General features: G+C 68.5%; 24 protein-coding genes. 6 read left to right on the forward strand and 18 right to left on the reverse strand.

The genetic code is table 11. The features are described 5' to 3' along the window. Positions 1 to 67: 67 nt before the first annotated feature. Positions 68 to 1,198: an anhydro-N-acetylmuramic acid kinase gene (locus ACREYQ_RS02550; protein ID WP_432259232.1), complete on the reverse strand. Its 1,131-nt coding sequence runs from the start codon at positions 1,196 to 1,198 to the stop codon at positions 68 to 70. An 11-nt stretch (positions 1,199 to 1,209) separates the two neighbouring features. After that, positions 1,210 to 2,601, reverse strand: coding sequence for a M23 family metallopeptidase (locus ACREYQ_RS02555; protein ID WP_432259233.1), 1,392 nt, complete (start codon positions 2,599 to 2,601; stop codon positions 1,210 to 1,212). 251 nt (positions 2,602 to 2,852) lie between these two features. On the opposite strand from ACREYQ_RS02555, the gene tyrS reads away from it, so the two are divergent. Genes tyrS through ACREYQ_RS02575 form a run of 4 tightly spaced genes read left to right on the forward strand, consistent with a single transcriptional unit; the run spans position 2,853 to position 5,985 of the window. After that, positions 2,853 to 4,094, forward strand: a complete 1,242-nt coding sequence (tyrS, locus tag ACREYQ_RS02560; RefSeq protein WP_432259234.1) for a tyrosine--tRNA ligase — start codon at positions 2,853 to 2,855, stop codon at positions 4,092 to 4,094. A gap of 10 nt (positions 4,095 to 4,104) precedes the next feature. Further along, positions 4,105 to 4,566: a D-aminoacyl-tRNA deacylase gene (gene dtd, locus ACREYQ_RS02565; RefSeq protein WP_432259235.1), complete on the forward strand. Its 462-nt coding sequence runs from the start codon at positions 4,105 to 4,107 to the stop codon at positions 4,564 to 4,566. Between the two features lie 52 nt (positions 4,567 to 4,618). Further along, complete coding sequence (locus ACREYQ_RS02570; RefSeq protein ID WP_432259236.1) at positions 4,619 to 5,266, forward strand: YbhB/YbcL family Raf kinase inhibitor-like protein; 648 nt, start codon at positions 4,619 to 4,621, stop codon at positions 5,264 to 5,266. A 44-nt stretch (positions 5,267 to 5,310) separates the two neighbouring features. Then, a complete protein-coding gene (locus ACREYQ_RS02575; protein WP_432259237.1) occupies positions 5,311 to 5,985 on the forward strand; it encodes a histidine phosphatase family protein in 675 nt (224 codons plus the stop codon). 332 nt (positions 5,986 to 6,317) lie between these two features. On the opposite strand, the gene ACREYQ_RS02580 is transcribed toward ACREYQ_RS02575, so the two are convergent. The 16 genes from ACREYQ_RS02580 to ACREYQ_RS02655 form a co-directional block, all read right to left on the reverse strand. Continuing rightward, on the reverse strand, positions 6,318 to 6,902 hold the full coding sequence (locus ACREYQ_RS02580; RefSeq protein ID WP_432259238.1) for a BPSL1445 family SYLF domain-containing lipoprotein: 585 nt from the start codon (positions 6,900 to 6,902) through the stop codon (positions 6,318 to 6,320). A 44-nt stretch (positions 6,903 to 6,946) separates the two neighbouring features. After that, complete coding sequence (locus ACREYQ_RS02585) at positions 6,947 to 7,540, reverse strand: hypothetical protein (RefSeq protein ID WP_432259239.1); 594 nt, start codon at positions 7,538 to 7,540, stop codon at positions 6,947 to 6,949. A gap of 207 nt (positions 7,541 to 7,747) precedes the next feature. Further along, the gene (gene ruvB, locus ACREYQ_RS02590; protein WP_432259240.1) at positions 7,748 to 8,815 is read right to left on the reverse strand and encodes a Holliday junction branch migration DNA helicase RuvB; all 1,068 of its coding nucleotides are present in this window, start codon (positions 8,813 to 8,815) and stop codon (positions 7,748 to 7,750) included. A gap of 59 nt (positions 8,816 to 8,874) precedes the next feature. Next, positions 8,875 to 9,456, reverse strand: a complete 582-nt coding sequence (ruvA, locus tag ACREYQ_RS02595) for a Holliday junction branch migration protein RuvA (RefSeq protein WP_432259241.1) — start codon at positions 9,454 to 9,456, stop codon at positions 8,875 to 8,877. 76 nt (positions 9,457 to 9,532) lie between these two features. Next, positions 9,533 to 10,771 carry a glycerophosphodiester phosphodiesterase gene (locus ACREYQ_RS02600; protein ID WP_432259242.1) on the reverse strand — a complete coding sequence of 413 codons (1,239 nt, stop codon included), beginning with the start codon at positions 10,769 to 10,771 and terminating at the stop codon, positions 9,533 to 9,535. Positions 10,772 to 10,854: 83 nt separating this feature from the next. Next, positions 10,855 to 11,400, reverse strand: a complete 546-nt coding sequence (ruvC, locus tag ACREYQ_RS02605) for a crossover junction endodeoxyribonuclease RuvC (RefSeq protein WP_432259243.1) — start codon at positions 11,398 to 11,400, stop codon at positions 10,855 to 10,857. A 261-nt stretch (positions 11,401 to 11,661) separates the two neighbouring features. Continuing rightward, positions 11,662 to 13,236: a bifunctional phosphoribosylaminoimidazolecarboxamide formyltransferase/IMP cyclohydrolase gene (gene purH / locus ACREYQ_RS02610; protein ID WP_432259244.1), complete on the reverse strand. Its 1,575-nt coding sequence runs from the start codon at positions 13,234 to 13,236 to the stop codon at positions 11,662 to 11,664. Between the two features lie 22 nt (positions 13,237 to 13,258). Continuing rightward, positions 13,259 to 13,492, reverse strand: a complete 234-nt coding sequence (locus ACREYQ_RS02615; protein WP_432259245.1) for a Fis family transcriptional regulator — start codon at positions 13,490 to 13,492, stop codon at positions 13,259 to 13,261. Continuing rightward, positions 13,489 to 14,550, reverse strand: a complete 1,062-nt coding sequence (gene dusB / locus ACREYQ_RS02620) for a tRNA dihydrouridine synthase DusB (protein ID WP_432259246.1) — start codon at positions 14,548 to 14,550, stop codon at positions 13,489 to 13,491. Before dusB ends, ACREYQ_RS02615 begins: the two co-directional genes overlap by 4 nt. 263 nt (positions 14,551 to 14,813) lie before the next feature. Further along, positions 14,814 to 16,052 (reverse strand): UbiH/UbiF/VisC/COQ6 family ubiquinone biosynthesis hydroxylase, encoded by a 1,239-nt coding sequence (locus ACREYQ_RS02625; protein WP_432260347.1) that lies wholly within the window; start codon positions 16,050 to 16,052, stop codon positions 14,814 to 14,816. Next, positions 16,033 to 16,512 carry a hypothetical protein gene (locus ACREYQ_RS02630; protein ID WP_432259247.1) on the reverse strand — a complete coding sequence of 160 codons (480 nt, stop codon included), beginning with the start codon at positions 16,510 to 16,512 and terminating at the stop codon, positions 16,033 to 16,035. Before ACREYQ_RS02630 ends, ACREYQ_RS02625 begins: the two co-directional genes overlap by 20 nt. Then, positions 16,509 to 17,912 carry an aminopeptidase P N-terminal domain-containing protein gene (locus tag ACREYQ_RS02635; RefSeq protein ID WP_432259248.1) on the reverse strand — a complete coding sequence of 468 codons (1,404 nt, stop codon included), beginning with the start codon at positions 17,910 to 17,912 and terminating at the stop codon, positions 16,509 to 16,511. Before ACREYQ_RS02635 ends, ACREYQ_RS02630 begins: the two co-directional genes overlap by 4 nt. A gap of 104 nt (positions 17,913 to 18,016) precedes the next feature. Then, positions 18,017 to 18,760 (reverse strand): N-acetylmuramate alpha-1-phosphate uridylyltransferase MurU, encoded by a 744-nt coding sequence (gene murU / locus ACREYQ_RS02640; protein ID WP_432259249.1) that lies wholly within the window; start codon positions 18,758 to 18,760, stop codon positions 18,017 to 18,019. Continuing rightward, the gene (locus ACREYQ_RS02645; RefSeq protein WP_432259250.1) at positions 18,757 to 19,083 is read right to left on the reverse strand and encodes an AzlD domain-containing protein; all 327 of its coding nucleotides are present in this window, start codon (positions 19,081 to 19,083) and stop codon (positions 18,757 to 18,759) included. Before ACREYQ_RS02645 ends, murU begins: the two co-directional genes overlap by 4 nt. Then, positions 19,080 to 19,874, reverse strand: a complete 795-nt coding sequence (locus ACREYQ_RS02650; protein WP_432259251.1) for an AzlC family ABC transporter permease — start codon at positions 19,872 to 19,874, stop codon at positions 19,080 to 19,082. Before ACREYQ_RS02650 ends, ACREYQ_RS02645 begins: the two co-directional genes overlap by 4 nt. Positions 19,875 to 19,876: 2 nt before the next feature. Next, entirely contained in the window at positions 19,877 to 20,911 is a 1,035-nt protein-coding gene (locus ACREYQ_RS02655) for an aminoglycoside phosphotransferase family protein (protein WP_432259252.1), read from the reverse strand. A 227-nt stretch (positions 20,912 to 21,138) separates the two neighbouring features. Between ACREYQ_RS02655 and ACREYQ_RS02660 the strand changes: the two genes are divergently transcribed. Both ACREYQ_RS02660 and ACREYQ_RS02665 read left to right on the forward strand, forming a co-directional pair. Then, complete coding sequence (locus tag ACREYQ_RS02660) at positions 21,139 to 23,580, forward strand: LPS-assembly protein LptD (RefSeq protein WP_432259253.1); 2,442 nt, start codon at positions 21,139 to 21,141, stop codon at positions 23,578 to 23,580. Between the two features lie 9 nt (positions 23,581 to 23,589). Continuing rightward, entirely contained in the window at positions 23,590 to 25,062 is a 1,473-nt protein-coding gene (locus ACREYQ_RS02665) for a peptidylprolyl isomerase (RefSeq protein ID WP_432259254.1), read from the forward strand. Positions 25,063 to 25,077: the final 15 nt, after the last annotated feature.

Consider the following 25,077-nt stretch of genomic DNA (forward strand, 5'->3'; position numbering starts at 1 on the left):
ACCTTCGGGTGCGTTTTTGTTTCTTCACGAGCGATGACCGCGCGGTGCCGTGCGCCAGCCGTAGCGCTCAGCGCGGATAGATCGCGCCCAGCACGCGCGGCCCGGCGGCGCCGGTCACGGCGGGCACGTTGCCGGGCAGGCGCAGCAGGCACTGGCGCGCCAGCCAGGCAAAGGCGATCGCTTCGACCTGCGACACCGGCACGCCGTAGTCTTCCGAGGTCTCGATGGCTGCGCCGGGCAAGGCCTGCGCCAGCCGGGTCATCACGAACGCATTGCGGGCGCCGCCGCCGCAGACGATCAGGCGGCGCGCATCGGGCGCGTGAGTGCGCACGTCGCGGGCGATGGCCTCGGCCGTCAGTGCCGCCAGCGTCGCCTGCACGTCGGCAGGCGCGAGGTGCTGGAACGCGGCGAGGCGGGTATCGAGCCAGCCGGGATGGAACAGGTCGCGCCCGGTGCTCTTGGGCGGCGCTGCGTTGAAGTAGGGCTCGGCCAGGCACTGCGCCAGCAGCGCGGCGTCGACGCGCCCGCCGGCGGCCCAGTCGCCGTTGCTGTCGAAGGGCAGGCCGCGGTGGCGGCCGATCCAGTAGTCGAGCAGCGCATTGCCGGGACCGCAGTCGAAGCCGCTGACGGCGCCGCCCGCCGCGGGCAGGATGCTGATATTGGAGATGCCGCCGATATTGCAGGCAACGCGGGTTTCGGCCTCGCTGCCGAACAGCGCATGGTGCAGCGCGGGCACCAGCGGCGCGCCCTGGCCGCCGGCGGCGATGTCGCGGCTGCGGAAGTCCGCGACTACGTCGATCGTGGCCAGTTCGGCCAGCCGCGCCGGATGCTGGCTCTGGCGGGTGTAGCCGACGCCGTCATACAGGCCGGGCCGGTGGCGGATGGTTTGCCCATGGGCACCGATGGCGGCCACCGAGGCCGCGTCGATGCGCGCCTCGCGCAGCAGCGCGGCAACGCAGTCGGCATACACTTGCGCCAGCGCGTTGGCCGCCAGTGCTTCGCGATGGATCTCGTCCTCGCCGGGCTGCTGCAAGGCGCCGAAAGCCTCGCGCAGCGAGCCGGGGAAGGGCTGGCTGGCGGCGGCCAGCACGGCAGGCCGGGCGCCGCTGAAATCCACCAGCACCGCATCGGCACCGTCCATGCTGGTGCCGGACATGATGCCGATATAGCGTTCACTGCCAGGCACGGGCTGGGTCACGGTGGGCGCGGTCAGTTGGAGGCGGTCAGCACGTTGTAGGTGCGCAGCGCATTGATGCGGCTGAGCAGCCCGCTGGTATAGGTCAGGAATTCCTGGCGCGACTTGCCGGTCAGCGCCGGCGATTCCATCAGCGTGATGGTCAGCGGGTTCTGCGGCACGTCGTTGAAGCGGAACTCGTAGTGCAGGTGCGGGCCGGTGGCCCAGCCGGTCGAGCCGACATAGCCGATCAGCTGGCCCTGGCGCACCGGCTGGCCCTGGCGCATGCCGGCAAAGCCGGACAGGTGCGCGTAGTAGGTCGAGTAGCCGTTGGCGTGGTTCAGGATGACGATATTGCCGTAGCCGTTCTGCTGGCCCACGAACTCGACCACGCCGTCGCCGGTGGCCAGCACCTTGGTGCCGGTCGGGGCGGCAAAGTCGACGCCCTTGTGCTGCGCCCAGGCATGATGCAGCGGATGCTCGCGGCCGCCGAAGCCCGACGACACCCGCGAGAACTCCACCGGCGAACGCAGGAACGGCCGCTTCATGCTGCGCCCGTCGAAGGTGTAGTAGGCACCGCCGTCCTTGCTGTCCTCGGGCGCGAACCACAGCGCCTGGTGCAGCTGGTTGCGGTTGATCAGCTCCACCGCGACCACGCGGCCGTTGCGCACGAAGGTGCCGTCGCGAAAGCCCGCTTCGTAGATGATGCGGAAGCGGTCGCCGCTGGCGATATCGTGGTGGAAGTCGATCACGCCGGAGAAGATCGACAGCATCTGCTGCACGACTTCGTCGGGCACGCTGGCCGCATCCATGGCCTTGAAGAAGCCGCCTGCGGAAATCGCGCCCGAGGCCATCTCGTAGTGCACGTCGTTGGCGACGCGCTCCACCTTGGCCTTGTAAGCGGCGGCAGTGTCGCCGTCGGCCGGGCGCACGCGCTCGATCACCAGCTCGCGCGAGGCCGCGGCGTCGCCGCCGAGGTTGGCCTGCAGCGACACCAGCGTATTGCTTTCGTCGATTTCGGCCTGCACCGCCTGGCCCGGGTTCAGGTTGAAGAGGCCGCGCGCGGTGGGGTTCTTGACGATGAATGCCTGCGCATCGGCATCGTCCACGCCCAGCCGCCTGAGCAGGCTGGCAATGGTGTCGCCGCGCTGCATGCGCTCTTCGCGCACGTAGACGGCTTCGTCATCGGTAAGCTGTTCGAGCTGCTCGCGCACGTCGGGCATGCGCAGCACCTGCTGCGTGCGCGGCGCGCGCGGATCGTCATAGGCGCTGGGCGGCGCGACACCCATCGCCGCGGCCATGCCGAGCGTGAAGATTGCGCCGACCGAGGCCGTCAGTTGTTTGCGCCGCCGCGCGTGCTGGGGGTTGGTCGGATCGACGAGAACCACCAGCTCGCGAGCGAAAACTTCGCGGAGTCTGGACCACATCACGTAAAATTCAACCTTGGTCTGGGCCCGCTGCCGGGGACGATGTGTCTCGTCTGCCTTCCTCCCCCGAGGTGCGGCGCGTGCTGTTCAGTATTCAGTATTATCTGGCCGCCTGCCTTGCTTCACAAAGTGGCGGGTGGCGCACGGAAAAGTCTTCCGTGGGCGCCGGGAATCGCGGATTATACCAAAGTCCGGCCCTGGCGGCTGTCGGGAAATTTCCTAAAATTTCAAGTATTTCAAAGACTTACGTCATGACTGAAGTTGCCTCGGGCCCCACGGCCAAATACCCCCTGACGCCGTCGGTGATGCAGGCCCTGGAAGTCTCCAAGCGAGGCTGCGACGAACTGCTGATCGAATCCGAATGGGCGCAGAAGCTGGCACGCAGCGAGGCCACCGGCGTGCCGCTGCGCATCAAGCTGGGCCTGGACCCGACCGCGCCCGACATCCATATCGGCCATACCGTGGTGCTGAACAAGCTGCGCCAGCTGCAGGACCTCGGCCACCAGGTCATCTTCCTGATCGGCGACTTCACCTCGACCATCGGCGATCCGTCGGGCCGCAACAGCACGCGCCCGCCGCTCACGCGCGAGCAGATCGAGGCCAACGCCCAGACCTACTACCGCCAGGCCAGCCTGGTGCTCGACCCGGCCCGCACCGAGATCCGCTACAACAGCGAGTGGTGCGATCCGCTGGGCGCGCGCGGCATGATCCAGCTGGCGGCCAAGTACACCGTGGCCCGCATGATGGAGCGCGACGACTTCACCAAGCGCTTCCGCTCCGGGGTTCCGATCTCGGTGCATGAGTTCCTCTACCCGCTGATGCAGGGCTATGACTCGGTCGCGCTCAAGTCGGACCTGGAGCTGGGCGGCACCGACCAGAAGTTCAACCTGCTGGTCGGGCGCGAGCTGCAGAAGGAATACGGCCAGGAGCCGCAGTGCATCCTGACCATGCCGCTGCTGGTGGGTCTGGACGGCGTCGAGAAGATGTCGAAGTCCAAGGGCAACTACGTCGGCGTGACCGAGGCCCCCAACGAGATGTTCGGCAAGCTGATGAGCATCTCGGACGACCTGATGTGGCAGTACTACACGCTGCTGTCGTTCCGCCCGCTGGCCGAAATCGACCTGATGAAGCAGGAAATCGCCGGCGGCCGCAATCCGCGCGACTGCAAGGTGCTGCTGGCGCAGGAGATCGTGGCGCGCTTCCACAGCCAGGCCGATGCCGGGAAGGCGCTGGAAGACTTCAATCACCGCGCCCGCGGCGGCGTGCCGGACGATATCCCGGCGGTGAGCCTGAGCGGTGCGCCGCTGGGTATCGCCCAGCTGCTCAAGCAGGCCAACCTGGTGCCGTCCACCTCGGAGGCCAACCGCAATATCGAGCAGGGCGGCGTCAAGATCGACGGCGCCACGGTCAGCGACAAGGCCACCAGGGTGGCCGCCGGCACCTACGTCGTGCAGGTCGGCAAGCGCCGCTTCGCGCGCGTGACGCTGGCCTGAGGCGGCCGGGATGATCGCGCTGATCCAGCGGGTGGCCCAGGCCCGCGTCACGGTCGAAGGCCGCACCACCGGTGAAATCGGCGCCGGCCTGCTGGCGCTGGTCTGCGCCGAGCGCGGCGATACCGAGGCGCAGGCCGAGCGGCTGCTGGCCAAGCTGCTGTCGTACCGGGTGTTTTCCGATGCGGCCGGAAGGATGAACCTGCCGGTGCAGAACATCGACGGCAACGGCAGCCCCGGCGGGCTGCTGGTGGTGTCGCAGTTCACGCTGGCGGCCGATACCAACAGCGGCACGCGGCCCAGCTTCACGCCCGCGGCGTCCCCCGAGGAGGGCCGCCGCCTGTACGAGCATTTTGTCGCACAGGCGCGCGCCGCCCATCCGCAGGTGCAGACCGGCGAGTTCGGCGCGATGATGCAGGTCAGCCTGGTCAACGACGGCCCGGTCACCTTCTGGCTGCGCGTGCCGCCGGCCTGAACAGATTCCAAGCTGCCGCGCCCCGGGCGCGGCACCAAGACAGGAGAGACAAATGAAACTCTGGAGCAAGTCCTTCAACGACAACGCGCCGATTCCCGGCGAGTTCGCCTTCTGCGTGCCCGATGCCGCCGCCCACGTGGCCCTGTCGAACAACCGCAATCCCGACCTGCACTGGGAAGACGCGCCGCTCGAGACACGCTCGTTCGTGCTGATCTGCCACGACCGCGACGTCCCCAGCAAGGGCGACGACGTCAACCAGGAAGGCCGTGAAGTGCCGGCCTCGCTGCCGCGCGTGGACTTCTTCCACTGGGTGCTGGTCGACATCCCGCCGGGCCTGACCTCGATCGCCGCGGGCTCGCACAGCGATGGCGTGATTGCGCGCGGCAAGCCGGGTCCCGAAGCCACCGGCGGCACCGCCACCGCGGGCGGCCTGCGCCACGGTGTCAACGACTACACCGGCTGGTTTGCCGGCGATGCCGACATGAAGGGCGACTACTACGGCTATGACGGCCCGTGCCCGCCGTGGAACGACACGCTGCTGCACCACTACGTGTTCACGCTGTATGCGCTGGATATCGACCGGCTGCCGCTGGACGGCACCTTTGCCGGCACTCAGGTGCGCGAGGCGATCCAGGGCCACGTGCTGGCGCAGGCCAGCCTCACCGGCACCTATACGCTGAACCCGAAGCTGGCGAAGTAACGCCGGCCTCAAGCAAGCTCCGAAGGAAATCCCGAAGGAAACGCATGTCGCAAAGCCCCGGGCCGCATTCGCTGGCCTACACCCACCTGATCGTGATCCGCCATGGCGAAACGGCCTGGAACCGGGAGCGCCGGCTGCAGGGCCAGCTCGACATTCCGCTGAACGAGACCGGCCGCGCCCAGGCGCGCGCGCTGGCCACGGCGCTGGCGGGCGAGCCGATCGATGCGGTCTATGCCAGCGACCTGTCGCGCGCGCTGGAAACCGCCACGCCGCTGGCCGAGGCGCTGGGGCTGCAGGTGCGCCCCGATGCGCGCCTGCGCGAGCGCAGCTACGGCACGCTGCAGGGCAAGACCTACGCCGAGGTGGCCGAGCACCTGCCCGAGGACTTCGCCCGCTGGCAGGCGCGCGTGCCGGACTACGCGCCGCCCGAGGGCGAGTCGCTGCTGGGGTTCCATGAGCGCGCGGTCGATGCTGTGCTGGCGCTCTCGCGCCGGCACCCGGGCGAGCGCATCGCACTGGTGGCGCACGGCGGCGTGCTGGACTGCCTTTACCGTGAGGCCACCGGCATGACACTGGAGGCGCCGCGCCAGCATGAGCTGCTCAATGCCAGCGTCAACCGGCTACGCAGCGACAGCACCCACCTGACGCTGGCGCAGTGGGGCGATGTCAGCCACCTGGAGAACCTGGCGCTGGACGAGGTGGACCGGCGCGTGCCGTAATGGTTGCGCGGACCCGGGGGGTGCTCCCCTCTCTTGCTTGCGGGAGAACGGGTACAAGGCCCCGACAAGCTCCGGCGGCTTTGGTGCGCCCTTGAACCCTCAATAAAAATCCCGGCCGTAGCCGGTCATGCCGTTCAGTTAACCACCGTCGTTCCCGCGCCGGCGGGAACCCAGTGACTTCGTCCCCAAAGGGGACGTGAAAGACGCTGGATTCCCGCCTGCGCGGGAATGACAGTAGCGTTTGATGCCTTAACTGAACAGCATTAGGCCGTAGCCGGGATCTTCATCCTTGGAGACTCCAGGGCGGGCACGGCGAGCTGCCCGTGCCCCCATCAGATACTCATCTTCGAGATCTTGGAGCCGTTCAGCGAGACATCGAACATCAGGCCCGCATTGGTCTGCACGAACCCGACCACCGGCTGCTGCGAGGTCAGCGTATCGAGCTGGCCGTTGGCGCCGATCTTGGCCAGGGCCACGTTGGCGTCGGCGCCCGCGGTCCAGCCGCTGCTGTTGGTGAACTTGCTGTAAGCGTCCGGCGTCATGAACATGATGATGACGGACTTGGACTGGCCGCCTGCGGTCAGGCCGACCGAAGCCTGCGTGGTGCTGTAGTAGCCGACGGTCGAACCCTTCGAGCGCAGCGCGCCTTCGCCGTACTCGCCGCCGACCACCAGGCCTGCCGAGATCACGCGCGGGAACACCAGGATGCCCTGCGCGCGCTGGGCCAGCTCGCGCGCGCCGGTGGACGACGAATACAGCCGGTTCAGCGCGCCGTCGACACCTGCATCGATCTCTTTCTTCTTGGCGGCCGGGTCGCTCGAGGCGCTGGTGCCGGTCGTGGAGCAGCCCGCGGCCATCACGGTGGCGACGAGCAGGCCCGATCCGGCAACCCGGGTAACAAAGTGGCGGCGATTCATAGGTAACCTCCTGATGGGAAAAGTACCGCGTCTGGCTCGGTGGCTCAGTTTGCTGCGGCTGCCGCGGGTGCCTTGACCGTAATGGCCACGACTTCACGGTAGACGATCTTGGCCATCTGGCCCGGCTTGATGGCCTTCAGGTCGATGGCAGGGTCTTCGACCTTGACGGTGCGCAGCGTCTCGCGCGGGCCGCGGAAGGTGACCAGGTGCTTGGCCGGGTCGACCTTGGTGATCTGTGCCGTCACCGTGGTGGTGATTTCGCGCATGATGCCGGGCTTGCCGCCGTCGGCGGCGCGCGTGGTGCGGTCGACCGATTCGGCCAGTGCCGTGGCGTTGCTGTCGACCGGCTCCAGCGCCGCGACCACGGCGGCGCCGCGTGCCACGGTCAGGATGTCGCCCTTGCGGATCTGGCCGAAGTTGCGGACTTCGTCGCCACCCACCAGTTCGACGACATTGCCGCGCGGGCCCTGGACCAGCACGGCCTTGGTGTTGGGGTCGATATCGACGATCTTGCCGCTGATGACCGCTTCTTCGGCCACGCCGACCGGCGCCGGCGGGCGCTGGGCGTTGGCACTGCCGGCGGCGAACGCGGTGGCGGCGAGGGCTGCGGCAAGCAGGCTGGAAGACTGGCGGATCATGGCTTTCCTTGACAGGTTTTGTGAAGGCGCCGTGCCCCGGCGGACACGGCTATCGCAGCACCGGGCCGGTGCCGATAAAGCCATTGTGGACAATCGGCCACGGGCCAGCAATCCACTTCGAAAAAATTTGGGGTGTGAAATTAAAACGTTTAATTGGTCGCGCCGAGAGGCGGAAACGGCGCATCTATGTTGCGCCGCGCCACAAGCTCAGGCGTCGCCGAGCAGTTCGCCCGCGCCGCCGCCCTGGGCGCCTTGCGGGCTGGCCAGGCCGAAATGCCGGTAGGCCGCGGCGGTGGCCACGCGCCCGCGCGGGGTGCGCTGCAGGTAGCCTTGCTGGATCAGGTAGGGCTCGAGCACGTCCTCGATGGTGTCGCGCTCCTCGCCGATGGCCGCGGCCAGGTTGTCCACTCCGACCGGGCCGCCGCCGAACTTGTGCAGCACGGCCTCCAGCAGCTTGCGGTCCATCAGGTCGAAGCCCACGCTGTCCACGTCCAGCATGGCCAGTGCGGCATCCGCCATCTGGCGGCTGATGGTGCCGTCGCCCTTGACCTCGGCATAGTCGCGCACCCGGCGCAGCAGCCGGTTGGCGATGCGGGGCGTGCCGCGTGCGCGCCGGGCGATTTCCAGCGCGCCCTGCGGATCGATGCGGGCATGCAGCAGCTGCGCCGAGCGCGTGACGATGCGGGCCAGCTCCTCGGCGGTATAGAACTCCAGCCGCGCCACGATGCCGAAGCGGTCGCGCAGCGGGTTGGTCAGCATGCCGGCGCGCGTGGTGGCGCCCACCAGGGTGAACGGCTGCAGGTCGAGTTTGACCGAGCGCGCCGCGGGGCCTTCGCCGATCATAATGTCGATCTGGTAGTCCTCGAGCGCCGGGTACAGGATTTCCTCGACGACCGGCGAGAGCCGGTGGATCTCGTCGATGAACAGCACGTCGTTGGCTTCCAGGTTGGTCAGCAGCGCGGCCAGGTCGCCGGGGCGTTCCAGCACGGGGCCGGAAGTCTGGCGCAGGTTGACCCCCATCTCGCGCGCGATGATGTGGGCCAGCGTGGTCTTGCCCAGGCCCGGCGGGCCGAACAGCAGCACGTGGTCCAGTGCCTCGCGCCGGTTGCGCGCGGCGTGCATGAAGATATCGAGCTGCCCGCGCACCTTTTCCTGGCCGACGTATTCGTCCAGCAGCTTGGGCCGCAGCGCGCGCTCGAAGGCCTCCTCCTGCGACGAGGCGGGGGAGGCGGCGATCACGCGGGCGGGGGCGGCAAGCTTGTCAGTTTCGATCATGGCGGTCAGGGGCCCGGACAGCGGCAACAATCCGCCATTCTACGCGCCTTGTGCAGTGCTTAACCCTTGGACAGCGCCTTGAGCGCGAGCTTGATGCCCTCGGACACGCCGGTGCCGGCCGGCACCTGTTTGATCGCAGTGGCGGCTTCCTTCTCCGAGTAGCCCAGCGCCAGCAGCGCATTGAGCACGTCGACGGCGTTGTCCGGCACCGCCGGCGTGCCCGGCGCATGGCCCAGTTCCGCGCCCAGCTTGCCCTTGAGCTCCAGCAGCAGCCGCTCGGCGGTCTTTTTGCCGATGCCTGGAATGCGCGTGAGGCGGCCGGCTTCCTGGAGCGTGATGACTTGCGCCAGCTCGGGGACCGACATGCCCGACAGCACCGCCAGCGCCATGCGCGCGCCGATGCCGGTGATCTTGATCAGCTCGCGGAAGGTGTTGCGCTCCGCCGCGCTGCCGAAACCGTACAGCAGGTGCGCGTCCTCGCGCACGATCAGCTGCGTCAGCAGCGTCACCGGCTGGCCCGCCGCGGGCAGGTTGTAGAAAGTGCTCATCGGCACGTCCACCTCGTAGCCGACGCCGTGGCAGTCGACCAGCAGGTGCGGGGGATTCTTCTCGATAAGGGTGCCGGCGATGCGTCCGATCATGGTGCGGAGGAGGGGATGGGGTGAGGTGTCAGGGAAACGGCGGCCGCAAGTGTAGCCCAGCGGCCGCCCGGCCGGCTCAGCGCGCGGGCGTGTCCACCGCGCGCCGGCCCAGCGCCGGGTCGTCGGTGAAGAAGCCGTCGATGCCGGCCGCGACAAAGGCCTGCACTTCACGCTCCATGCCGGACGGGCTGCGCGTGGCCTCGTCGCCGCCAGTCTGCAGCGCCTTGGGCAGGAAGCTGTTTTCCGGGCGGAAGGTGTACGGATGGACGAACAGCCCGGCGGCATGCGCCTGGCGCACCACCGCCGTCGGCGCAGCCAGCGCGCCCTGCGCATCGCGCGGCACCACGCTGTTTTTCTCGGGACCGATGCCGTCGGCGTAGGCTGCCACTTCGCGCAGGCCGGTCGCGCTCAGCATGTCGCCGAAGGTGCGGCCGTCGCCGGCCAGTTTCCAGTCGGCCGGGCCCTTGCGCGGATTGCCGATGAGCTGCACCAGCTTGATGTTGGACAGGTTGCTGCCCAGCGTGCGCCGCAGCGCGCGCAGGCTGCCGCTCTCGAAGCACTGGATGAACACCGGCGCATTGCGCAGGTAGGGCTGCGCCCGCACCGCTGCCGCCAGTTTGTCCTCGAGCGGCAGTCCGATGCCACGGAAATAGCTCGGGTGCTTCAGTTCGGGATAGATGCCGATGGCTTTGCCGGTGCGCAGCGCGGCCTGTTCGGCCAGGTGCACGATCTCGTCGAAGGTCGGCACCTCGAACTGGTCGTTCAGGCGCGCATTGGCGGGGCGCAGGCGCGGGATGCGTTCACGCGCGCGCAGCGCCTTGAGTTCAGCCAGCGTGAAGTCTTCGGTGAACCAGCCGGTCAGGCGCTCGCCGTCGATCACCTTGGTGCGCTTGCGCTCGGCAAACTGCGGCAGTTCGGCCACGTTGGTGGTGCCGGTGATGTCGTTCTCGTGGCGTGCCACCAGCACGCCGTCGCGTGTCATCACCAGGTCGGGCTCGATGGCGTCGGCACCGTCCTCGATCGCCTTGGCATACGAGGCAAGCGTATGTTCGGGACGCAGCGCGCTGGCACCGCGATGGGCGATCACCAGCGGCCTGGGCTGGGCGGCGGCCGCGGGTGCGGCGCTCGGGGCGGGGGCGGGAGCCGGGCGCGCGGGGGGCGTGGCGGGCCTGGGGCGCGGCACGGTGGCGCAGCCGGCGACCAGCATGGCGCACGCCGCCGCGCCAGGGAACAGCCATCGCCGGGAGGCGGCAAGAACCGGGAAGAGGCTGGCGGCGCGCGAGCGCAAAGCGCTCAGTCGGGACTGGCTAGGCATGCAACTTTCCAATGGTGAAACGAATGCCCGATTGTAAAAGACGGGAATGGCAGCGCGGCGAAAACCGCCCGCTGCCGGCGAGCTCAGCCAACCAGCCGTCCGCGCCGCACACGCATGCCCTTGCGCACCAGGTCGGGCGCCAGGCCCGCCAGCGTGCCCAGCGTGTCGCCGCCGTTGGCATGGCAGATCGCCACGCCGAGCGCATCGGCCGCATCGCTGCCGGGCTGGCCGGGCAGCATCAGCAGCCGCGTCACCATCTCCTGCACCTGCGCCTTGTTGGCGCGGCCATAGCCGACCACGGCCACCTTGAGCTGCAGCGCGGTGTATTCGAACACCGGCAGCCCGTAGCTCACCAGCCCGCAGATGGCCGCGCCGCGGGCCTGGCCGAGCAGCAGCGTCGATTGCGGGTTGACGTTGACGAAGACCTTCTCGATCGCCGCGCAGTCGGGCGCGTAGGTGCGCGACACTTCGCTGATGCCGTCGTACAGTGTCTTCAGCCGTTCCGGCAGGGGTGCATTGCCGTCGCTCTTGATCGTGCCCGAGGCCACGTAGGCAAGCTTGTTGCCGTGCTTCTCGATCACGCCGAAGCCGGTGGTGCGCAGGCCGGGGTCGATGCCTAGGATTCGCATTGGGTGGGTGGGGTGGATGCCGCTGCTAGTGTATTGCCCTTTTGTGCGGGTGATTGCGCTGGCGTCCAAGATGGGTGGCGAGCGCACACCCGGGGGTAGGGGCTGCTGCCTGTATGCTCCCTCTCCCGCTTGCGGGAGAGGGTTGGGGTGAGGGCGGGAGTCTCTACGAAGTACAGCCGGTGGTATGCCGGCGCCTGCCCTCACCCCCGGCCCCTCTCCCGCAGGCGGGAGAGGGGAGCAAACCGGTGGAATCCGGTGAGCTTAGTGACGGAAGTGGCGCGTGCCGGTCAGCACCATGGCGATGCCGCGCTCGTCGGCGGCGGCGATCACTTCGTCGTCGCGCATCGAGCCGCCCGGCTGGATCACGCAGGTGGCACCGGCGTCAACCACCACGTCCAGGCCGTCGCGGAACGGGAAGAACGCATCCGAGGCCACCGCCGAACCCGCCAGCGTCAGGCCGGCGTTCTGCGCCTTGATGCTGGCGATGCGGGCCGAATCCACGCGGCTCATCTGGCCCGCGCCCACGCCCAGGGTCATGCCGCGGCCGCAGAACACGATGGCGTTGGACTTGACGAACTTGGCCACGCGCCAGGCGAACATCAGGTCGTCCATTTCCTTGGGGGTCGGGTGGCGGCGCGTCACCACGCGCAGCTCGGACGGCTGCACGTTCTTGGCGTCCGGGCTCTGCACCAGCAGGCCGCCGCCGACGCGCTTGAAGTCATACTGGTTGATGCCCTTGCCCAGCGGGATCTCCAGCAGGCGCACATTCTGCTTGGCGGCGAACACGGCGCGCGCGCCGGCGCTGAACGACGGCGCGATCAGGACCTCGACAAACTGCTTGGCCACGGCTTGCGCGGCGGTCTCGTCCAGTTCGACGTTGAAGGCGATGATGCCGCCGAAGGCCGAGGTCGAGTCGGTCTTGAAGGCCTTGTCATAGGCTTCCAGCGCGTTCGCGCCCAGCGCCACGCCGCACGGGTTGGCGTGCTTGATGATGACGCAGGCGGCGCCGTTGGCGGCATCGAACGACTTGACGCATTCCCAGGCGGCGTCGGCGTCGGCGATGTTGTTGTACGACAGTTCCTTGCCCTGCAGCTGCACGTAGTTGGCCAGCGCGCCGTCCACGGCCTTCAGGTCGCGGTAGAAGGCGGCCGACTGGTGCGGGTTCTCGCCGTAGCGCATTTCCTGGACCTTGCCGAAGGCCAGGTTCAGCGTCTGCGGGTAGGCGCTGCGGGCCTGGTGCGACTTGTCGGCGCCGAGGCTGGTCAGGTAGTTGGTGATGGCGCCGTCATATTGCGCGGTATGCGCGAACACCTTGGTGGCCAGCCGGAAATTGATGTCGTAGCCGACGCTGTTGCCGTTGGCGCGCATTTCATCGAGCACCACGGCGTAGTCGGCCGGGTCCACGATCACGGTCACGTCGCGGTGGTTCTTGGCCGCCGAGCGCAGCATGGTCGGACCGCCGATGTCGATGTTCTCGATCGCGTCGGGCAGGGTGCAGTCATCCTTGGCCACGGTCTGCTGGAACGGGTACAGGTTGACCACGAGCAGGTCGATGGTCGGGATGCCGTGCTCGGCCAGCGCGGCCATGTGCTCGGGCAGGTCGCGGCGCGCGAGGATGCCGCCGTGGACCTTCGGGTGCAGCGTCTTGACGCGGCCGTCGAGCATTTCCGGGAAGCCGGTGTAGTCGGCCACCTCCGTCACGGGCAGGCCGCTGTCGGCCAGCAGCTTGGCGGTGCCGCCGGTGGAAAGCAGCGTGACGCCGAGCGCGTTCAGTTCGCGCGCGAAATCGACGATGCCGGTCTTGTCGGAAACGGAGAGTAGGGCTTGCTTGATCATGGCTGTGGGAGATGCTTCAAATTCAAAGTAAACCGTGCTGCTGCAGCTTCTTGCGCAGCGTATTGCGATTGATGCCCAGGTAGGCGGCCGCCAGCGACTGGTTGCGCTCGGCGCGCAGCATCACGGCTTCCAGCAGCGGCCGTTCGACGGCGTCGAGCACCATGTTGTACATATTCGACGGCTCTTCGCCGTCCAGGTCGCGAAAATAAGTGTCCAGGCTTTCCCGGATGCACTGGTCGATAGCGTTGCGGCTCATGCGGCAAGCAACTCCCCGTTTTTGTTGTTGTTCGCTTCGTCTTTGTCTTGCGTGGCGTCGTCCACGTACACCAGCCGGTCAGAGATCTGCGCCTGCTCGTCGAAGAACGCATTGACCGCCACCAGCTGCTCGGCGGTGCTTTCCAGCGTGTTCATGCGGTGGCGGAACAGGTTGGCGCCGCGCAGCCCGCGCGTGTACCAGGCAATATGCTTGCGCGCGGTGCGCACGCCGGTGAACTCGCCATAGAAGGCGTAGTGGTCTTCCAGGTGCGCGTTCATGATGGCGCGGATCTCGGCCACTTCCGGCGACGGCAGCATCTCGCCGGTCTTCAGGAAGTGCTCGATTTCACGGAAGAGCCAGGGCCGGCCCTGTGCCGCGCGGCCGATCATGATCGCGTCCGCGCCGGTCAGTGCCAGCACCTGCTTTGCCTTCTGCGGCGTGGTGATGTCGCCGTTGGCGACCACCGGGATCGAGACCGTTGCCTTGACCGCGGCAATGGTCTCGTACTCGGCGTCGCCGTGGTACAGGTCGGCGCGGGTGCGGCCGTGGATGGTCAGCATGCTGATGCCCGCGTCCTCGACCATGCGCGCGATGCGCAGCGCATTGCGGTTCTCGCGGTTCCAGCCGGTACGGATCTTGAGCGTGACCGGCACGCGGTCGCCCACGGCGCCGACCACTGCCTGGACGATGCGCACCACCAGCGGCTCGTTCTGCAGCAGGGCCGAGCCGGCGGCGACGTTGCACACCTTCTTGGCCGGGCAGCCCATGTTGATGTCGATGATCTGCGCGCCGCGGTCCACGTTATAGCGCGCGGCCTCGGCCATCATCGCCGGTTCGGCGCCGGCGATCTGCACGGCAATGGGCTCGACCTCGCCGGCATGGTTGGCGCGGCGCATGGTCTTCTCGCTCTTCCACAGCTGTGCGTTGGACGCCACCATTTCCGACACCGCATAGCCCGCGCCGAGCTGCTTGCACAGCTGGCGGAAGGGCCGGTCCGTCACGCCCGCCATGGGGGCGACAAACAGGTTGTTGCGGAGTTGATGAGGTCCGATCTGCACGGCGTGGGTGGCGATAAGGCGGCGGTTCTGGTGGCCCGTCCTGGCGCGCCGATGGATCGGGAGCCTGCCCTGAGGCGGAAGACAAGACAGAGACGAAACGGAAAAACACGCCCCAGCCGAAACTGCTGCCGGCGGTGGATCGGGACATGTGCGAGGGCAGGATTCTACCGCCAATCGTGCCCGGTTGCCCAAGATTTGAGCATCCTCGGCGCATTGGGATGCAGCCAGTGGCGCAAGCGCCACTGGCCGAGCGCAGGTGGCGGTTAGCGGCGCATGCCGAACATCATGTGGCGCGCCAGCGCGTGCCGCAGCGGCGGCAGGCAGGCCAGCGCGGCCAGCGACGCCCCGCGGGCATGGGCCGCCAGCGGATAGGAAATCCCGAACACGCGCGGCAGCAGGTCGGTGACGCCGATGGTCACGGCGCGGTCCACGCGATGCCGGCTGGCGAAGGCCTGCAGCGCCTGCGGCGTGCACGCGCTGCGCAGCGAGTCGGCCAGCGCAAAGGCATCGCGCAGGCCCAGGTTGAGTCCCTGCCCGGCCACCGGGTGCAGTGTCTGCGCGGCATTGCCGACCGCGACCACGCGGCCGTTGACCGTCACCGGCGCGGCATTCAGGCCCAGCGGGAAGGCATGGCGCTTGCCCGCCAGCGTGAACTGGCCCATGCGGTCGCCGAAAGCGCGGCCCAGTTCCACGGCGAACTCCGCTTCCGGCAGCGCAATGCGCCGCGCCGCCTCGTCCGGCGGGCAGCACCACACCAGCGCATAGCCCGCCGCACCATGAACTTCGTGTGGCAGCAGCGCCAGCGGGCCTTCCTCGGTAAAGCGTTCCCACGCCCAGCCCGGTTGCGGGCGTGAGCAGGTGACATGGGCAATCACGGCGGTCTGGCGGTAGTCGCGCGTGCGCGCGCCACTGCCCTGGTGCCTGGCCTGTTCATGGAACAGCCCGCCCTCCGCCTGCACCACCACCCGCGCGGCAAGGTGCGCCGGCTGGTCGTCATGGCCGGTACCGCTCAGGTGCACGATACCCGTATCGGCCTCGCCGGCACCGCGCGGCGACGGATCCTGTTCGATCTGATCGATTCGGGTTTCGAACACGCGCCGCAGCCGGTCATCGCCAGCGCCCTGCGCGGCGTGGGCGAGCGCGCGCTCCAGCACGTTGCACAGCTCGCCGTAGCGCACCACATAGCCGAGCGCCGGCACGTCGTAGTCGTCATGGTGCAGCCGGACATGGCCGAAGCGGCCGCGCTGCGAAACATGGATATGCTCGATCGGGCTGCCCGGCACCGGCCAGGCGCCGATCTGCTCCAGCAGCTGGCGGCTGCCGTGCGACAGCGCTATTGCGCGCGGATCGCGCGCGGCGCGCGCCGGGGTGGCGGCATCGACCAGCGTGAGGCGCCCGCCGGTCGTGCGCAGCAGCTGGCAGGCCAGCGCCAGCCCGACCGGCCCGCCGCCGACGATGGCGATATCGCGAAGGCCCTGGAAATCAGGCGGCACGGCCGGCATCGTCGCTGCCTCCAGCAGGCTCCCCATCGGTCCCCGGTTGTGCTTGCGCGCCCCGCTTCCAGCAGATCGCATCCGAGCGCGACTTGCCTGCCGCGGCGTCGCGCAGCGCATTGTCGAGCTTCTGGTCGTTGAAGCCCGGCAGCGCGCGCAGCCGCTCCACCAGTGCCGCATGGTTGGCCGCGTCGAGCGGCACCACGCAGCCCTGGCCCGAGTCGGGCGTGCCGATCAGGATCAGCCAGGCCGTGCCGGCCCAGGGCGCGCGGTCGGACACGCGCACCACCACGCGCTCGAGCGCGTCCCAGGCGAGCTCCTCGCGCTGGCCGTCGGGGCGGTGCACCACCACGCGGTCGTCGTACAGGTTGATGATGAAGGGTTCGGACGGATCGGGGCGGCGGGTGTTGCCGGCATTGCTGCCGGCGCGGGCCTGGCCCGGAAAGATCCTGCGCAGCCAGCCGATCATCGCAGACCTCCGGCCGCGGTTGCGTGGTCGCGCATCAGCGCTTCGATCTCGTCGGCCAGCACCGGCACGCCGCGCGTGATCAGCTCGCAGTCGCCATCGGTGACGACGGCGTCATCCTCGATGCGGATGCCGATATGCCAGTAGCGCTCGGGCACGTCCTCGGCCGGGCGCACGTAGATGCCGGGTTCGATGGTCAGCACCATGCCCGCTTGCAGCGGGCGCCACGGACGCTCGCCTTCGCCGTTGTGGCCAGAGACGCGGTATTCGCCGACATCATGCACATCCATGCCGAGCCAGTGGCCGGTACGGTGCATGTAGAAGCGGCGGTAGCTGCCGCTGGCCAGCACGTCGTCGAGCGTGCCCTCCTTGTTGCGGTCGAGCAGGCCGGTATCGAGCATGCCCTGCGCCAGCACGCGCACGGCGGCGTCATGCGGCACGTTGTAGGGCACGCCGGCGCGGGTCTCGGCGATGGCGGCATCCTGCGCCGCCACCACCAGGTCGTACAGCTCGCGCTGCGCCGGCGAGAAGCGGCCCGAGACCGGGAAGGTGCGGGTGATGTCCGAGGCGTAGCCGTCGAACTCGCAGCCGGCATCGATCAGGCACAGGTCGCCGTCCTTCAGTTCGGCGGGGCCGGCCCGGTAGTGCAGCACGCAGGCGTTGGGGCCGGCCGCGACGATCGAGTTGTAGGCCACGCTCTGCGCGCCATGGCGGCGGAATTCATAGAGCAGTTCCGCTTCCAGGTGATATTCGCGCAGGCCGGCGCGGGTGGCCTGCATCGCGCGCACGTGGGCACCAGCTGAAATCGCCGCCGCGTGGCGCATGGTGGCCAGTTCGCCCGCGTCCTTGAACAGCCGCATTTCATCGAGCAGCGTGCGGATGTCGATGGCGACCGACGGCGCGGCCACGCCGGCACGGCCCTGCATGCGCACGGCGTCGAGCCAGCGGCGCATCTGCATGTCGGTGCGGGTCGAATCGGCCAGCGGGTACGCCAACTGCACGCGGTTGGCCAGCAGCGGCGGCAGCGCAGCGTCGATCTCTTCGACCGAATGCGCTTCGTCGAAACCAAATGCCGCGCGGGCGCCTTCCGGGCCAAAGCGGAAGCCGTCCCAGATTTCGCGTTCTTCATGCTTGGGGCGGCAGAACAGGATGCTGCGGTCGGCCTCGGCGGGATCGCCGGGCGCGCCGGCCACCAGCACCAGCACCGCTTCAGGTTCGGTGAAGCCGCTCAGGTAATAGAAATAGCTGTCGTGCCGGTACGGGTAGTCGCTGTCGCGGTTGCGCATGGCTTCCGGCGCCGTGGGCAGGATCGCCACGCCACCGCCGCCGGCGCGCAGGTGCTGCAGCACACGGGCGCGGCGGTCGCGGCAGGCGGCGAGGAGGGCGTTGTCGGGTGCGGACATGGTGGGGTCTGGGATGAGGGGGATCAGGGCGATTCTACCGCCGCTGGCGCCTTGCTGGCCGCGGGATCTTCCGGGCGCCTTGCCAGCCTGCCCAGTCAGTCGACTTAGCGCCCGTGCGCCGCCACAGGCGCTGCTGCCGCAAGCGCCGAATCCAGCTCGGCCAGCTGCGCCGGCGTGCCCACGTTCTCCCAGCGTCCGTCGAAGCGTTCGCCGGTAGCGGCGCCGGCCTCGATGGCCTCCCAGTAGTAGGGTGTCATCGGCATTTTGGTGCCAGGTTCGATGGCGGTGAAGAGGCGTGTGTCGTACAGGCCGATATTGCCGAATGTCAGCCGTTCGCCACCGTTGGCCAGAATCCCGTCAAGCGTCAGCAGGCCGTTCGGTTCCAGGGTGAAGTCGCCGTTCGGGTGAAAATCCGGGTTGGGCACCATCACCAGGTGCATGCGCGGGGCAGGCGCGCCGGCCATGCCGTGCGCGCGAGGCAACAGCCGGCGGAAGTCGTAGTCGCAGAAAATGTCGCCCGACACGGCCAGGAAGATCTCGCCGCGCTCCGGGTGCGCGGACAGCAGCGGCAGGGCCTGTGCTATGCCGCCGGCGGTTTCCAGCGCAGTGCCCTCGGCAGAATAGGCCAGCCGCACGCCGAAGCGGCTGCCATCTCCCAGAGCGGCTTCGATCTGTCCGCCCAGCCAGGCATGGTTGATGACGATGTCGCGCAGGCCGGCCCGCGCCAGCGCCTCGATCTTCCAGACGATCAGCGGCTTGCCGCCGACCGCCAGCAGCGGCTTGGGACAGGTGTCGGTCAGCGGACGCATGCGGTCGCCGCGGCCGGCGGCGAAGATCATGGCCTTCATCGGAAGAGAGCCTCCAGGGCAAGCAGCGTGGCCATGCCGCCGGCAATGGTCCAGCCCACGCTGCGGGTTCGCGCGGCGATCAGGATGGCGACCACGCCGGCCACCAGCCTTGCGTTGGTTGGGGTCAGGGCGAGTTCGCCATGCTGCATCAGCAGGTCAGGGGCGATCAGTGCCGACAGCATCGCTGCGGGCACGAACTGCAGCGCAGTGCGGAACCAGGGCGGCAGGCGCACGCGGCCTTCGACGGCGATGAACGACAGCCGGATCAGGAAGGTCGCCAGGCCCGCGGCCAGGAAGACCCAGAGCAGGGTCATGGCATTCATGCGGTCTCCTTGCCGACCGTACCCGGCTTGCCGGCATGGCTGGCCGCGCGGGGTCCGGGCCGGTTGCCGCGCCCCAGCACCAGCATGCCCGCGGCAATGCCGCCCAGCGCCGCCACCATCAGGCCGAGCTTGTGCGGCAGGCTGTAGCAGACCACCGCCAGCACGCTGGCAGCCAGCGCCGCGGCGACGTGCGAGCGGTGCCTGAGGCCCGGCACGATGATGCCGATGAAGGTCAGCGGCAGGAAGAAGTCCAGCGGCCAGTCGCGCGGCACCTGGGCGCCGACCATCACGCCGGCCAGTGTCGACAGCTGCCAGCTGGCCCACAGCGCGAAGCCGCCGCCGAAGTAATACCAGTGGCGGTAGCGGGCGCGCGGGCCGCTGTCACCCAGCCGGTGCGTCATCGCGGCAAAGGCCTCGTCGGTCAGCAGGTAGGCGATCAGCGCTTTCCAGCGCCGCGGCAGGTGCGCCAGCGTGGGCGCGATGGTGGCGGAATACAGCGCGTGGCGCAGGTTGACCATGGCCACGGTCAGCGTGATCACGACCGCCGGAGTGCCGGCGGTCCACAGCTGCGTCAGGATCATCTGCGAGGCGCCGCCGAACACGATCGCGCTCATCGCACAGGCCAGCCACGCGGGCATGCCTGCACCAACGGCCAGCACGCCGTAGATCAGGCCGAACGGCACCACGCCCAGCAGCATCGGCGCGAGCGCGCGCGCGCCGGCCAGCCATTCGCCGGCGGCGGTGATGGCGGGCGCATCGTTGCCGTGCGGAGCGGGGGCGTCGCCGGACATGGTCAGAACGTATAGCCGGCCGGGCTGGCCACGCCCTCGAGCGCGTCCAGCAGCCGGATCAGCTTGCGCAGTTCGGTATAGCGGCCGGCCACCTGGCGCGTGTACTTCATGACCAGCGGCAGGTTGGCCAGGTAGCCGTCCTTGCCGTCGCGGTGGTACAGGCGGGCAAAGATGCCCAGCACCTTGAGGTGGCGCTGCAGGCCCATCCACTCGAAGTCGCGGTAGAACTCGCCGAAGTCGGCGTTGACCGGCAGCCCGGCCTTGCGCGCGCGTTCCCAATACCGGATCAGCCAGTCCAGCTGTTGCTCTTCATCCCATTCGATATAGGCATCGCGCCACAGCGAGACTGCGTCGTAGGTGATCGGGCCGATCACCGCATCCTGGAAGTCCAGCACGCCCGGATTGGCGGTGCCGTCGAGCACCATCAGGTTGCGCGAGTGGAAGTCGCGGTGCACGTAGACCTGGGGCTGCGCCAGGTTGTTGGCAAGCAGCGTTTCCGTCACTTCCCGCAGGTCGGCCTGCTGGGCGTCGGTCAAGGTCGCACCCAGGTGCTTGGCCACATACCACTGCGGGAACAGGTCGAGCTCGCGCTGCAGCAGCGCGCGGTCGTAGGCGGGCAGTTCGCCGGGGCGCGTGGCGGCCTGGATGCGGACCAGCGCGGCGGCCGCGTCGGCATACATGCCGTGGGCGGTGGCATCATCCAGCCGCGACAGGTAGGTCTGGTTGCCAAGGTCGGCCAGCAGCAGGAAGCCCTGGTCCAGGTCTTGCGCCAGCACCGTCGGCACGGTCACGCCAGCGGCGCCGAACAGCGCGCACACATGGATGAAGGGGCGGCAGTCCTCGTGCGCGGGCGGGGCGTCCATCACGATGGCGGTGGAATGCGCCGGGTGGCCGGTGCGAACGCGGAAATAGCGCCGGAAGCTGGCATCGGCCGAGGCCGGGGCGCAGGAATCGGGGTCGGCGGACCATGCCGGTCCAAGTCCGGACACCCAGGCCTTGAGCTGGTCCAGGCGCGGGTCGTGGGGGAGAGCTGCCATACAGGTACGTGTGGGGAAGGGGCGCGGAGCGGAACGAAAATGAAACCCGTAAATGAAACCGGAAGTAAGCGGGAAGAGCACCCCGGGTTGCCCCGTATAATACCCGACCAGACCCGGGCGCCGGGCGGCCTCCGGGAGGGGCCCTCGTTGCCCCGCAGCCTGCCTCGGCGGAGACTGGCGGCTTGCAGGCGAGCCGCAGCCGACGCCGAGACTGACAACCCGCGCGAATGACCGAACAACGACGATCACCGAACAACAGGGCCTTGCCTTCGCCTGCCCCCACCAGCGTTCCGGCCCGAGCCAGGCGCGCCGGCGGCCTGCACGCGGGCGCGCTGCGGCCGCTGGTGCTGGCCATGGCCGGCCTGTCGGCCGGCGCCCATGCGCAGATGTCCGGCTCGGCGATCCCCGACCTCGACCGGGTCGAGCCTGTGTTCGAAGCCGCACCGCAAACGCCGCCACTGCCGGTGGAATCCGGCGAGCTGGTGCCGCGCCTTGCCGAGCCCGCCAGGAAGGGCGAATCCAATCCCGACGCCCCCACCTTCATCGAGGGCGACCGCATGACCGGCTACAACGAGCGCGGCGTCGAACTGGAAGGCCATGCCGAACTGCGCCGCGACGGCGGCGTGGTCAAGGGCGACAAGCTGACCTACGACCAGGACTCCGACGAGGCCTTCGCGCAGGGCAACGTGCGCATGTCGCGCAGCGGCACGCTGGCGGTCGGCCCCGAGGCGCGGCTCAGGGTCGAGGCCAATGAAGGCTACATGCTGTCGCCGGACTATTACTTCGAGCAGACCGGCGGCACCGGCAAGGCCGAGCGCATCGATTTCCTGGACAAGGATCGCAGCACCGCCAGGCACGCGTCGTACACCACCTGCTCGCCCGACAATGCCGACTGGTACTTCAGCGCGAACCGGATCGACCTGGACAGCGACCGCCAGGTGGGCGTGGCCTACGGCGGCGTGCTCAATTTCTTCGGCGTGCCGATCGCGGCAGCGCCGGCGTTCAGCTTTCCGCTGAACGCTGAACGCCGCAGCGGCTTCCTCTCGCCGCTGATGGGCTACGGCTCGCGTTCGGGCTTCGACCTGACCACGCCGTACTACGTCAATATCGCGCCGAACCGCGACCTGACCCTGTATCCGCGCGTGATGACCGAGCGCGGCGTGCAGCTCGGCGGCGAGTACCGTTACCTGGGCCAGGGCTACTATGGGCGGCTGCGCGCCGAGTTCCTGCCGAACGACAAGAAGACCAACACGGACCGCTGGGCCTACTCGATCCAGCACAACCAGAACCTGGCCAAGGGGCTCAATGCCTATCTGAACGTGAGCCGGGTGTCGGACAACCAGTACCCGGACGACTTCACCCGCAGCGTGTCGCAGTCGACGCTGCGGCAGTACACGCAGGAGGGCGGCGTCACCTACAACTGGCAGGATTTCACGCTGCTGGCGCGAGTGCAGAAGTTCCAGACGTTGCGCCCCAGCGAACCGTCCTACGAGCGTGTGCCGCAGCTCAACGGCAAGTACATCCGCTATGACCTGGGCGGTTTCGATGTGCAGGTGGAAGCGGACTACACGCGCTTCCGCGTTCCGCTGACGTCCACCGGCTTCCAGCAGCCGCAGGGCGAGCGCATGTATATCCAGCCGACCATCAGCTACCCGATCGTGCGGGCAGGCTGGTATGTGACGCCAAAGGTCATCTTCAACGCGGCGCAGTACCAGATGGAGTCGGCCTCCAACACGCCCACGGGGCAGGACAATTTTTCGCGCGCGATCCCGACCGTCAGCCTGGACTCGGGCATGACCTTCGAGCGCGAAGCGCCGACCGTCAGCCGCCTGTTCGGGGTGAATTACGTGCAGACGCTGGAGCCGCGCCTGTTCTACGTGTACACGCCATTCCGGGATCAGAGCCAGTTTCCGCTGTTCGATACGGTGCAGGCGGATTTCGGCTATGGAACGATATTTAGCGAGAATCCGTTCTCGGGCTATGACCGTGTCGCCGACAACAACAAGCTGACCGGCGGCGTGACCACGCGCCTGATCGAGGCCGATACCGGCATCGAGCGCTTTCGCGGCACCCTCGCGCAGCGCTACGACTTCACTGGCCAGCGCGTGCAGATCAACGGCACGCTGGCGGACCCCAAGGCAGGTTCCTCGGACCTGCTGGCTGCCACCACCATCCAGATGTTCCGGGGCTATTATCTGGACGCTGGCGTGCAGTACAACCCGGACACTGACCGGGTCAACTACGGCAACGTGGCATTTTCATACCGCCCCGGGCCGCGCAAGGTCTTCAATGTGGGCTACCGCTACCGGCGCGCGACCTCGGTGACCGACAATACCGCGATCGACCAGTTCGAGCTGTCGAGCCAATGGCCGATCACGCGCCGTGCCTATGGCCTCGCGCGCTTCGCCTTTGACATGAACGCCAACCAGATGGTCGACGCGCTGGCCGGCGTCGAGTACGCCGCGGACTGCTGGGTCGGCCGCGTGGTCTACCAGCGCTACCGCAACACCACGCAGGGCTACACCGGGCGGATCTTCCTGCAGGTGGAGTTCCGTGGCCTTTCCAAGATCGGTTCCAACCCGCTGGATATCCTCCGGCTGAACGTGCCGGGCTACGAGCCCGTGTCCGCCAGGCCGGTGCCGACCACCCAGTTCGATCACTATGAATGACGGATTACGATGAAACGTCAAGAATTCGCCGTGTTTTCCTGTTTGCTGACGTCCTGGCACCGCCTGCTGCTGCCGGCCGTGCTGGCCGCGATGACGGTGCCCGCCGCCGCACAACTCAAGGCGCCCGGGGGGCCGCGCACCAGCGGCATCTTCGTGCCGCAGGCGTCTGACGTCACGGCGCCGTCAAGCCAGCCCAAGCTGGGTGTGCCGCAGGCCGACGGCCAGAAGCGTTCGCAGCTGGTCGATGAGGTGGTGGCGGTGGTGAATAACAGCGTGATCACGCGGCGCGAGCTGCTCGACCGCGCCGACGAGATCGAAGGCCAGCTGCGTACCGCCGGCCGTCCGCTGCCCGCGCGTGCCGACCTGCTGGGAGAGGTGCTCGAGCGGCTGGTGATGGAACGCGTGCAGACTCAGGCCGCGCAGGATGCCGGCATCCGCGTGACCGACCAGGAAGTCGACCGCGCCATCGAATCGGTGGCGCAGCAGAACCAGATGAATGCGACCGATCTGCGCCGCCGCGTGGAGGCCAGCGGGATGACCTGGGCCAAGTACCGCGACGAGCTGCGCAAGCAGGTGCAGGTGATCCGCCTGCGCGAGCGCGAGGTCGATTCCAAGGTGCAGGTCTACGACGGCGAAATCGACAACTACCTGGCGGCCCGCGGCGGCCAGGGCGCTGCCAGCGGCCCGACCGAATACAACGTGGCGCAGATCCTCGTGCGCGTGCCCGAGAATGCCTCGGACGCGCAGAAGCAGGCGCTGCGCACCAAGGCAGAGGAGCTGCTCAAGCAGGCCCAGGGCGGCGCCGACTTCGCGCAGCTGGCCAAGGCCAATTCCGAAGGCCCCGAAGCGGCCCAGGGCGGCGCGATGGGCTTCCGCGATATCGGCCGCCTGCCGGCGCTGTTCGCCAACGCCGTGGTCGACCTGCAGGCCGGCGGGGTCGCGCCGCAGGTGGTGGAGAGCGCCGCCGGCTTCCATGTGGTCAAGCTGGTGGCCAAGCGCGCGGCCCCGGCATCCGGCCCGGCCGCGGCCTCGAAGATCACCCAGACCCAGGTGCGCCACATCCTGATCCGCACCGGCCCCAACATGCCTGAGGCCGAGGCGCGCCGCCAGCTCGGCACGCTGCGCGACCGCATCACCCACGGCGGCGACTTTGCCGACGCGGCCAAGCGCTTCTCGCAGGACGGTTCGGCGCAGAACGGCGGCGATCTCGGCTGGGTCTCGCCGGGCGAGCTGGTGCCCGAGTTCGAGCAGGCCATGAGCCGGCTGCGCCCGAACGAGATCTCGGAACCGGTGGTCACGCAGTTCGGCGTGCACCTGATCCAGGTGCTGAACCGCCGCGAGACCGAGCTGTCGCCCGAGAAGCAGCGCGACTTCGCCCGAGCCGAAGTCCGCGAACAGAAGCTGCGCGCCGCCTATGATGACTGGGTGCGCCAGCTGCGTTCGCAGGCGTACGTGGAGTATCGGATCAACCGGCAGCGCTGAAGCGCCGGCCCCCCG

Origin of the sequence: Cupriavidus sp. TMH.W2 (assembly GCF_050847365.1) — a bacterium.
Lineage (GTDB): Bacteria > Pseudomonadota > Gammaproteobacteria > Burkholderiales > Burkholderiaceae > Cupriavidus.

Coding starts and splice junctions, on each gene's coding strand:
- ACREYQ_RS02555 (WP_432259233.1), bottom strand. CDS start 2,601: ATGTGGTCCAGACTCCGCGAAGTTTTCGCTCGCGAGCTGGTGGTTCTC.
- tyrS (WP_432259234.1), top strand. CDS start 2,853: ATGACTGAAGTTGCCTCGGGCCCCACGGCCAAATACCCCCTGACGCCG.
- dtd (WP_432259235.1), top strand. CDS start 4,105: ATGATCGCGCTGATCCAGCGGGTGGCCCAGGCCCGCGTCACGGTCGAA.
- ACREYQ_RS02570 (WP_432259236.1), top strand. CDS start 4,619: ATGAAACTCTGGAGCAAGTCCTTCAACGACAACGCGCCGATTCCCGGC.
- ACREYQ_RS02575 (WP_432259237.1), top strand. CDS start 5,311: ATGTCGCAAAGCCCCGGGCCGCATTCGCTGGCCTACACCCACCTGATC.
- ACREYQ_RS02580 (WP_432259238.1), bottom strand. CDS start 6,902: ATGAATCGCCGCCACTTTGTTACCCGGGTTGCCGGATCGGGCCTGCTC.
- ACREYQ_RS02585 (WP_432259239.1), bottom strand. CDS start 7,540: ATGATCCGCCAGTCTTCCAGCCTGCTTGCCGCAGCCCTCGCCGCCACC.
- ruvB (WP_432259240.1), bottom strand. CDS start 8,815: ATGATCGAAACTGACAAGCTTGCCGCCCCCGCCCGCGTGATCGCCGCC.
- ruvA (WP_432259241.1), bottom strand. CDS start 9,456: ATGATCGGACGCATCGCCGGCACCCTTATCGAGAAGAATCCCCCGCAC.
- ACREYQ_RS02600 (WP_432259242.1), bottom strand. CDS start 10,771: ATGCCTAGCCAGTCCCGACTGAGCGCTTTGCGCTCGCGCGCCGCCAGC.
- ruvC (WP_432259243.1), bottom strand. CDS start 11,400: ATGCGAATCCTAGGCATCGACCCCGGCCTGCGCACCACCGGCTTCGGC.
- purH (WP_432259244.1), bottom strand. CDS start 13,236: ATGATCAAGCAAGCCCTACTCTCCGTTTCCGACAAGACCGGCATCGTC.
- ACREYQ_RS02615 (WP_432259245.1), bottom strand. CDS start 13,492: ATGAGCCGCAACGCTATCGACCAGTGCATCCGGGAAAGCCTGGACACT.
- ACREYQ_RS02625 (WP_432260347.1), bottom strand. CDS start 16,052: ATGCCGGCCGTGCCGCCTGATTTCCAGGGCCTTCGCGATATCGCCATC.
- ACREYQ_RS02630 (WP_432259247.1), bottom strand. CDS start 16,512: ATGATCGGCTGGCTGCGCAGGATCTTTCCGGGCCAGGCCCGCGCCGGC.
- ACREYQ_RS02635 (WP_432259248.1), bottom strand. CDS start 17,912: ATGTCCGCACCCGACAACGCCCTCCTCGCCGCCTGCCGCGACCGCCGC.
- murU (WP_432259249.1), bottom strand. CDS start 18,760: ATGAAGGCCATGATCTTCGCCGCCGGCCGCGGCGACCGCATGCGTCCG.
- ACREYQ_RS02645 (WP_432259250.1), bottom strand. CDS start 19,083: ATGAATGCCATGACCCTGCTCTGGGTCTTCCTGGCCGCGGGCCTGGCG.
- ACREYQ_RS02650 (WP_432259251.1), bottom strand. CDS start 19,874: ATGTCCGGCGACGCCCCCGCTCCGCACGGCAACGATGCGCCCGCCATC.
- ACREYQ_RS02655 (WP_432259252.1), bottom strand. CDS start 20,911: ATGGCAGCTCTCCCCCACGACCCGCGCCTGGACCAGCTCAAGGCCTGG.
- ACREYQ_RS02660 (WP_432259253.1), top strand. CDS start 21,139: ATGACCGAACAACGACGATCACCGAACAACAGGGCCTTGCCTTCGCCT.
- ACREYQ_RS02665 (WP_432259254.1), top strand. CDS start 23,590: ATGAAACGTCAAGAATTCGCCGTGTTTTCCTGTTTGCTGACGTCCTGG.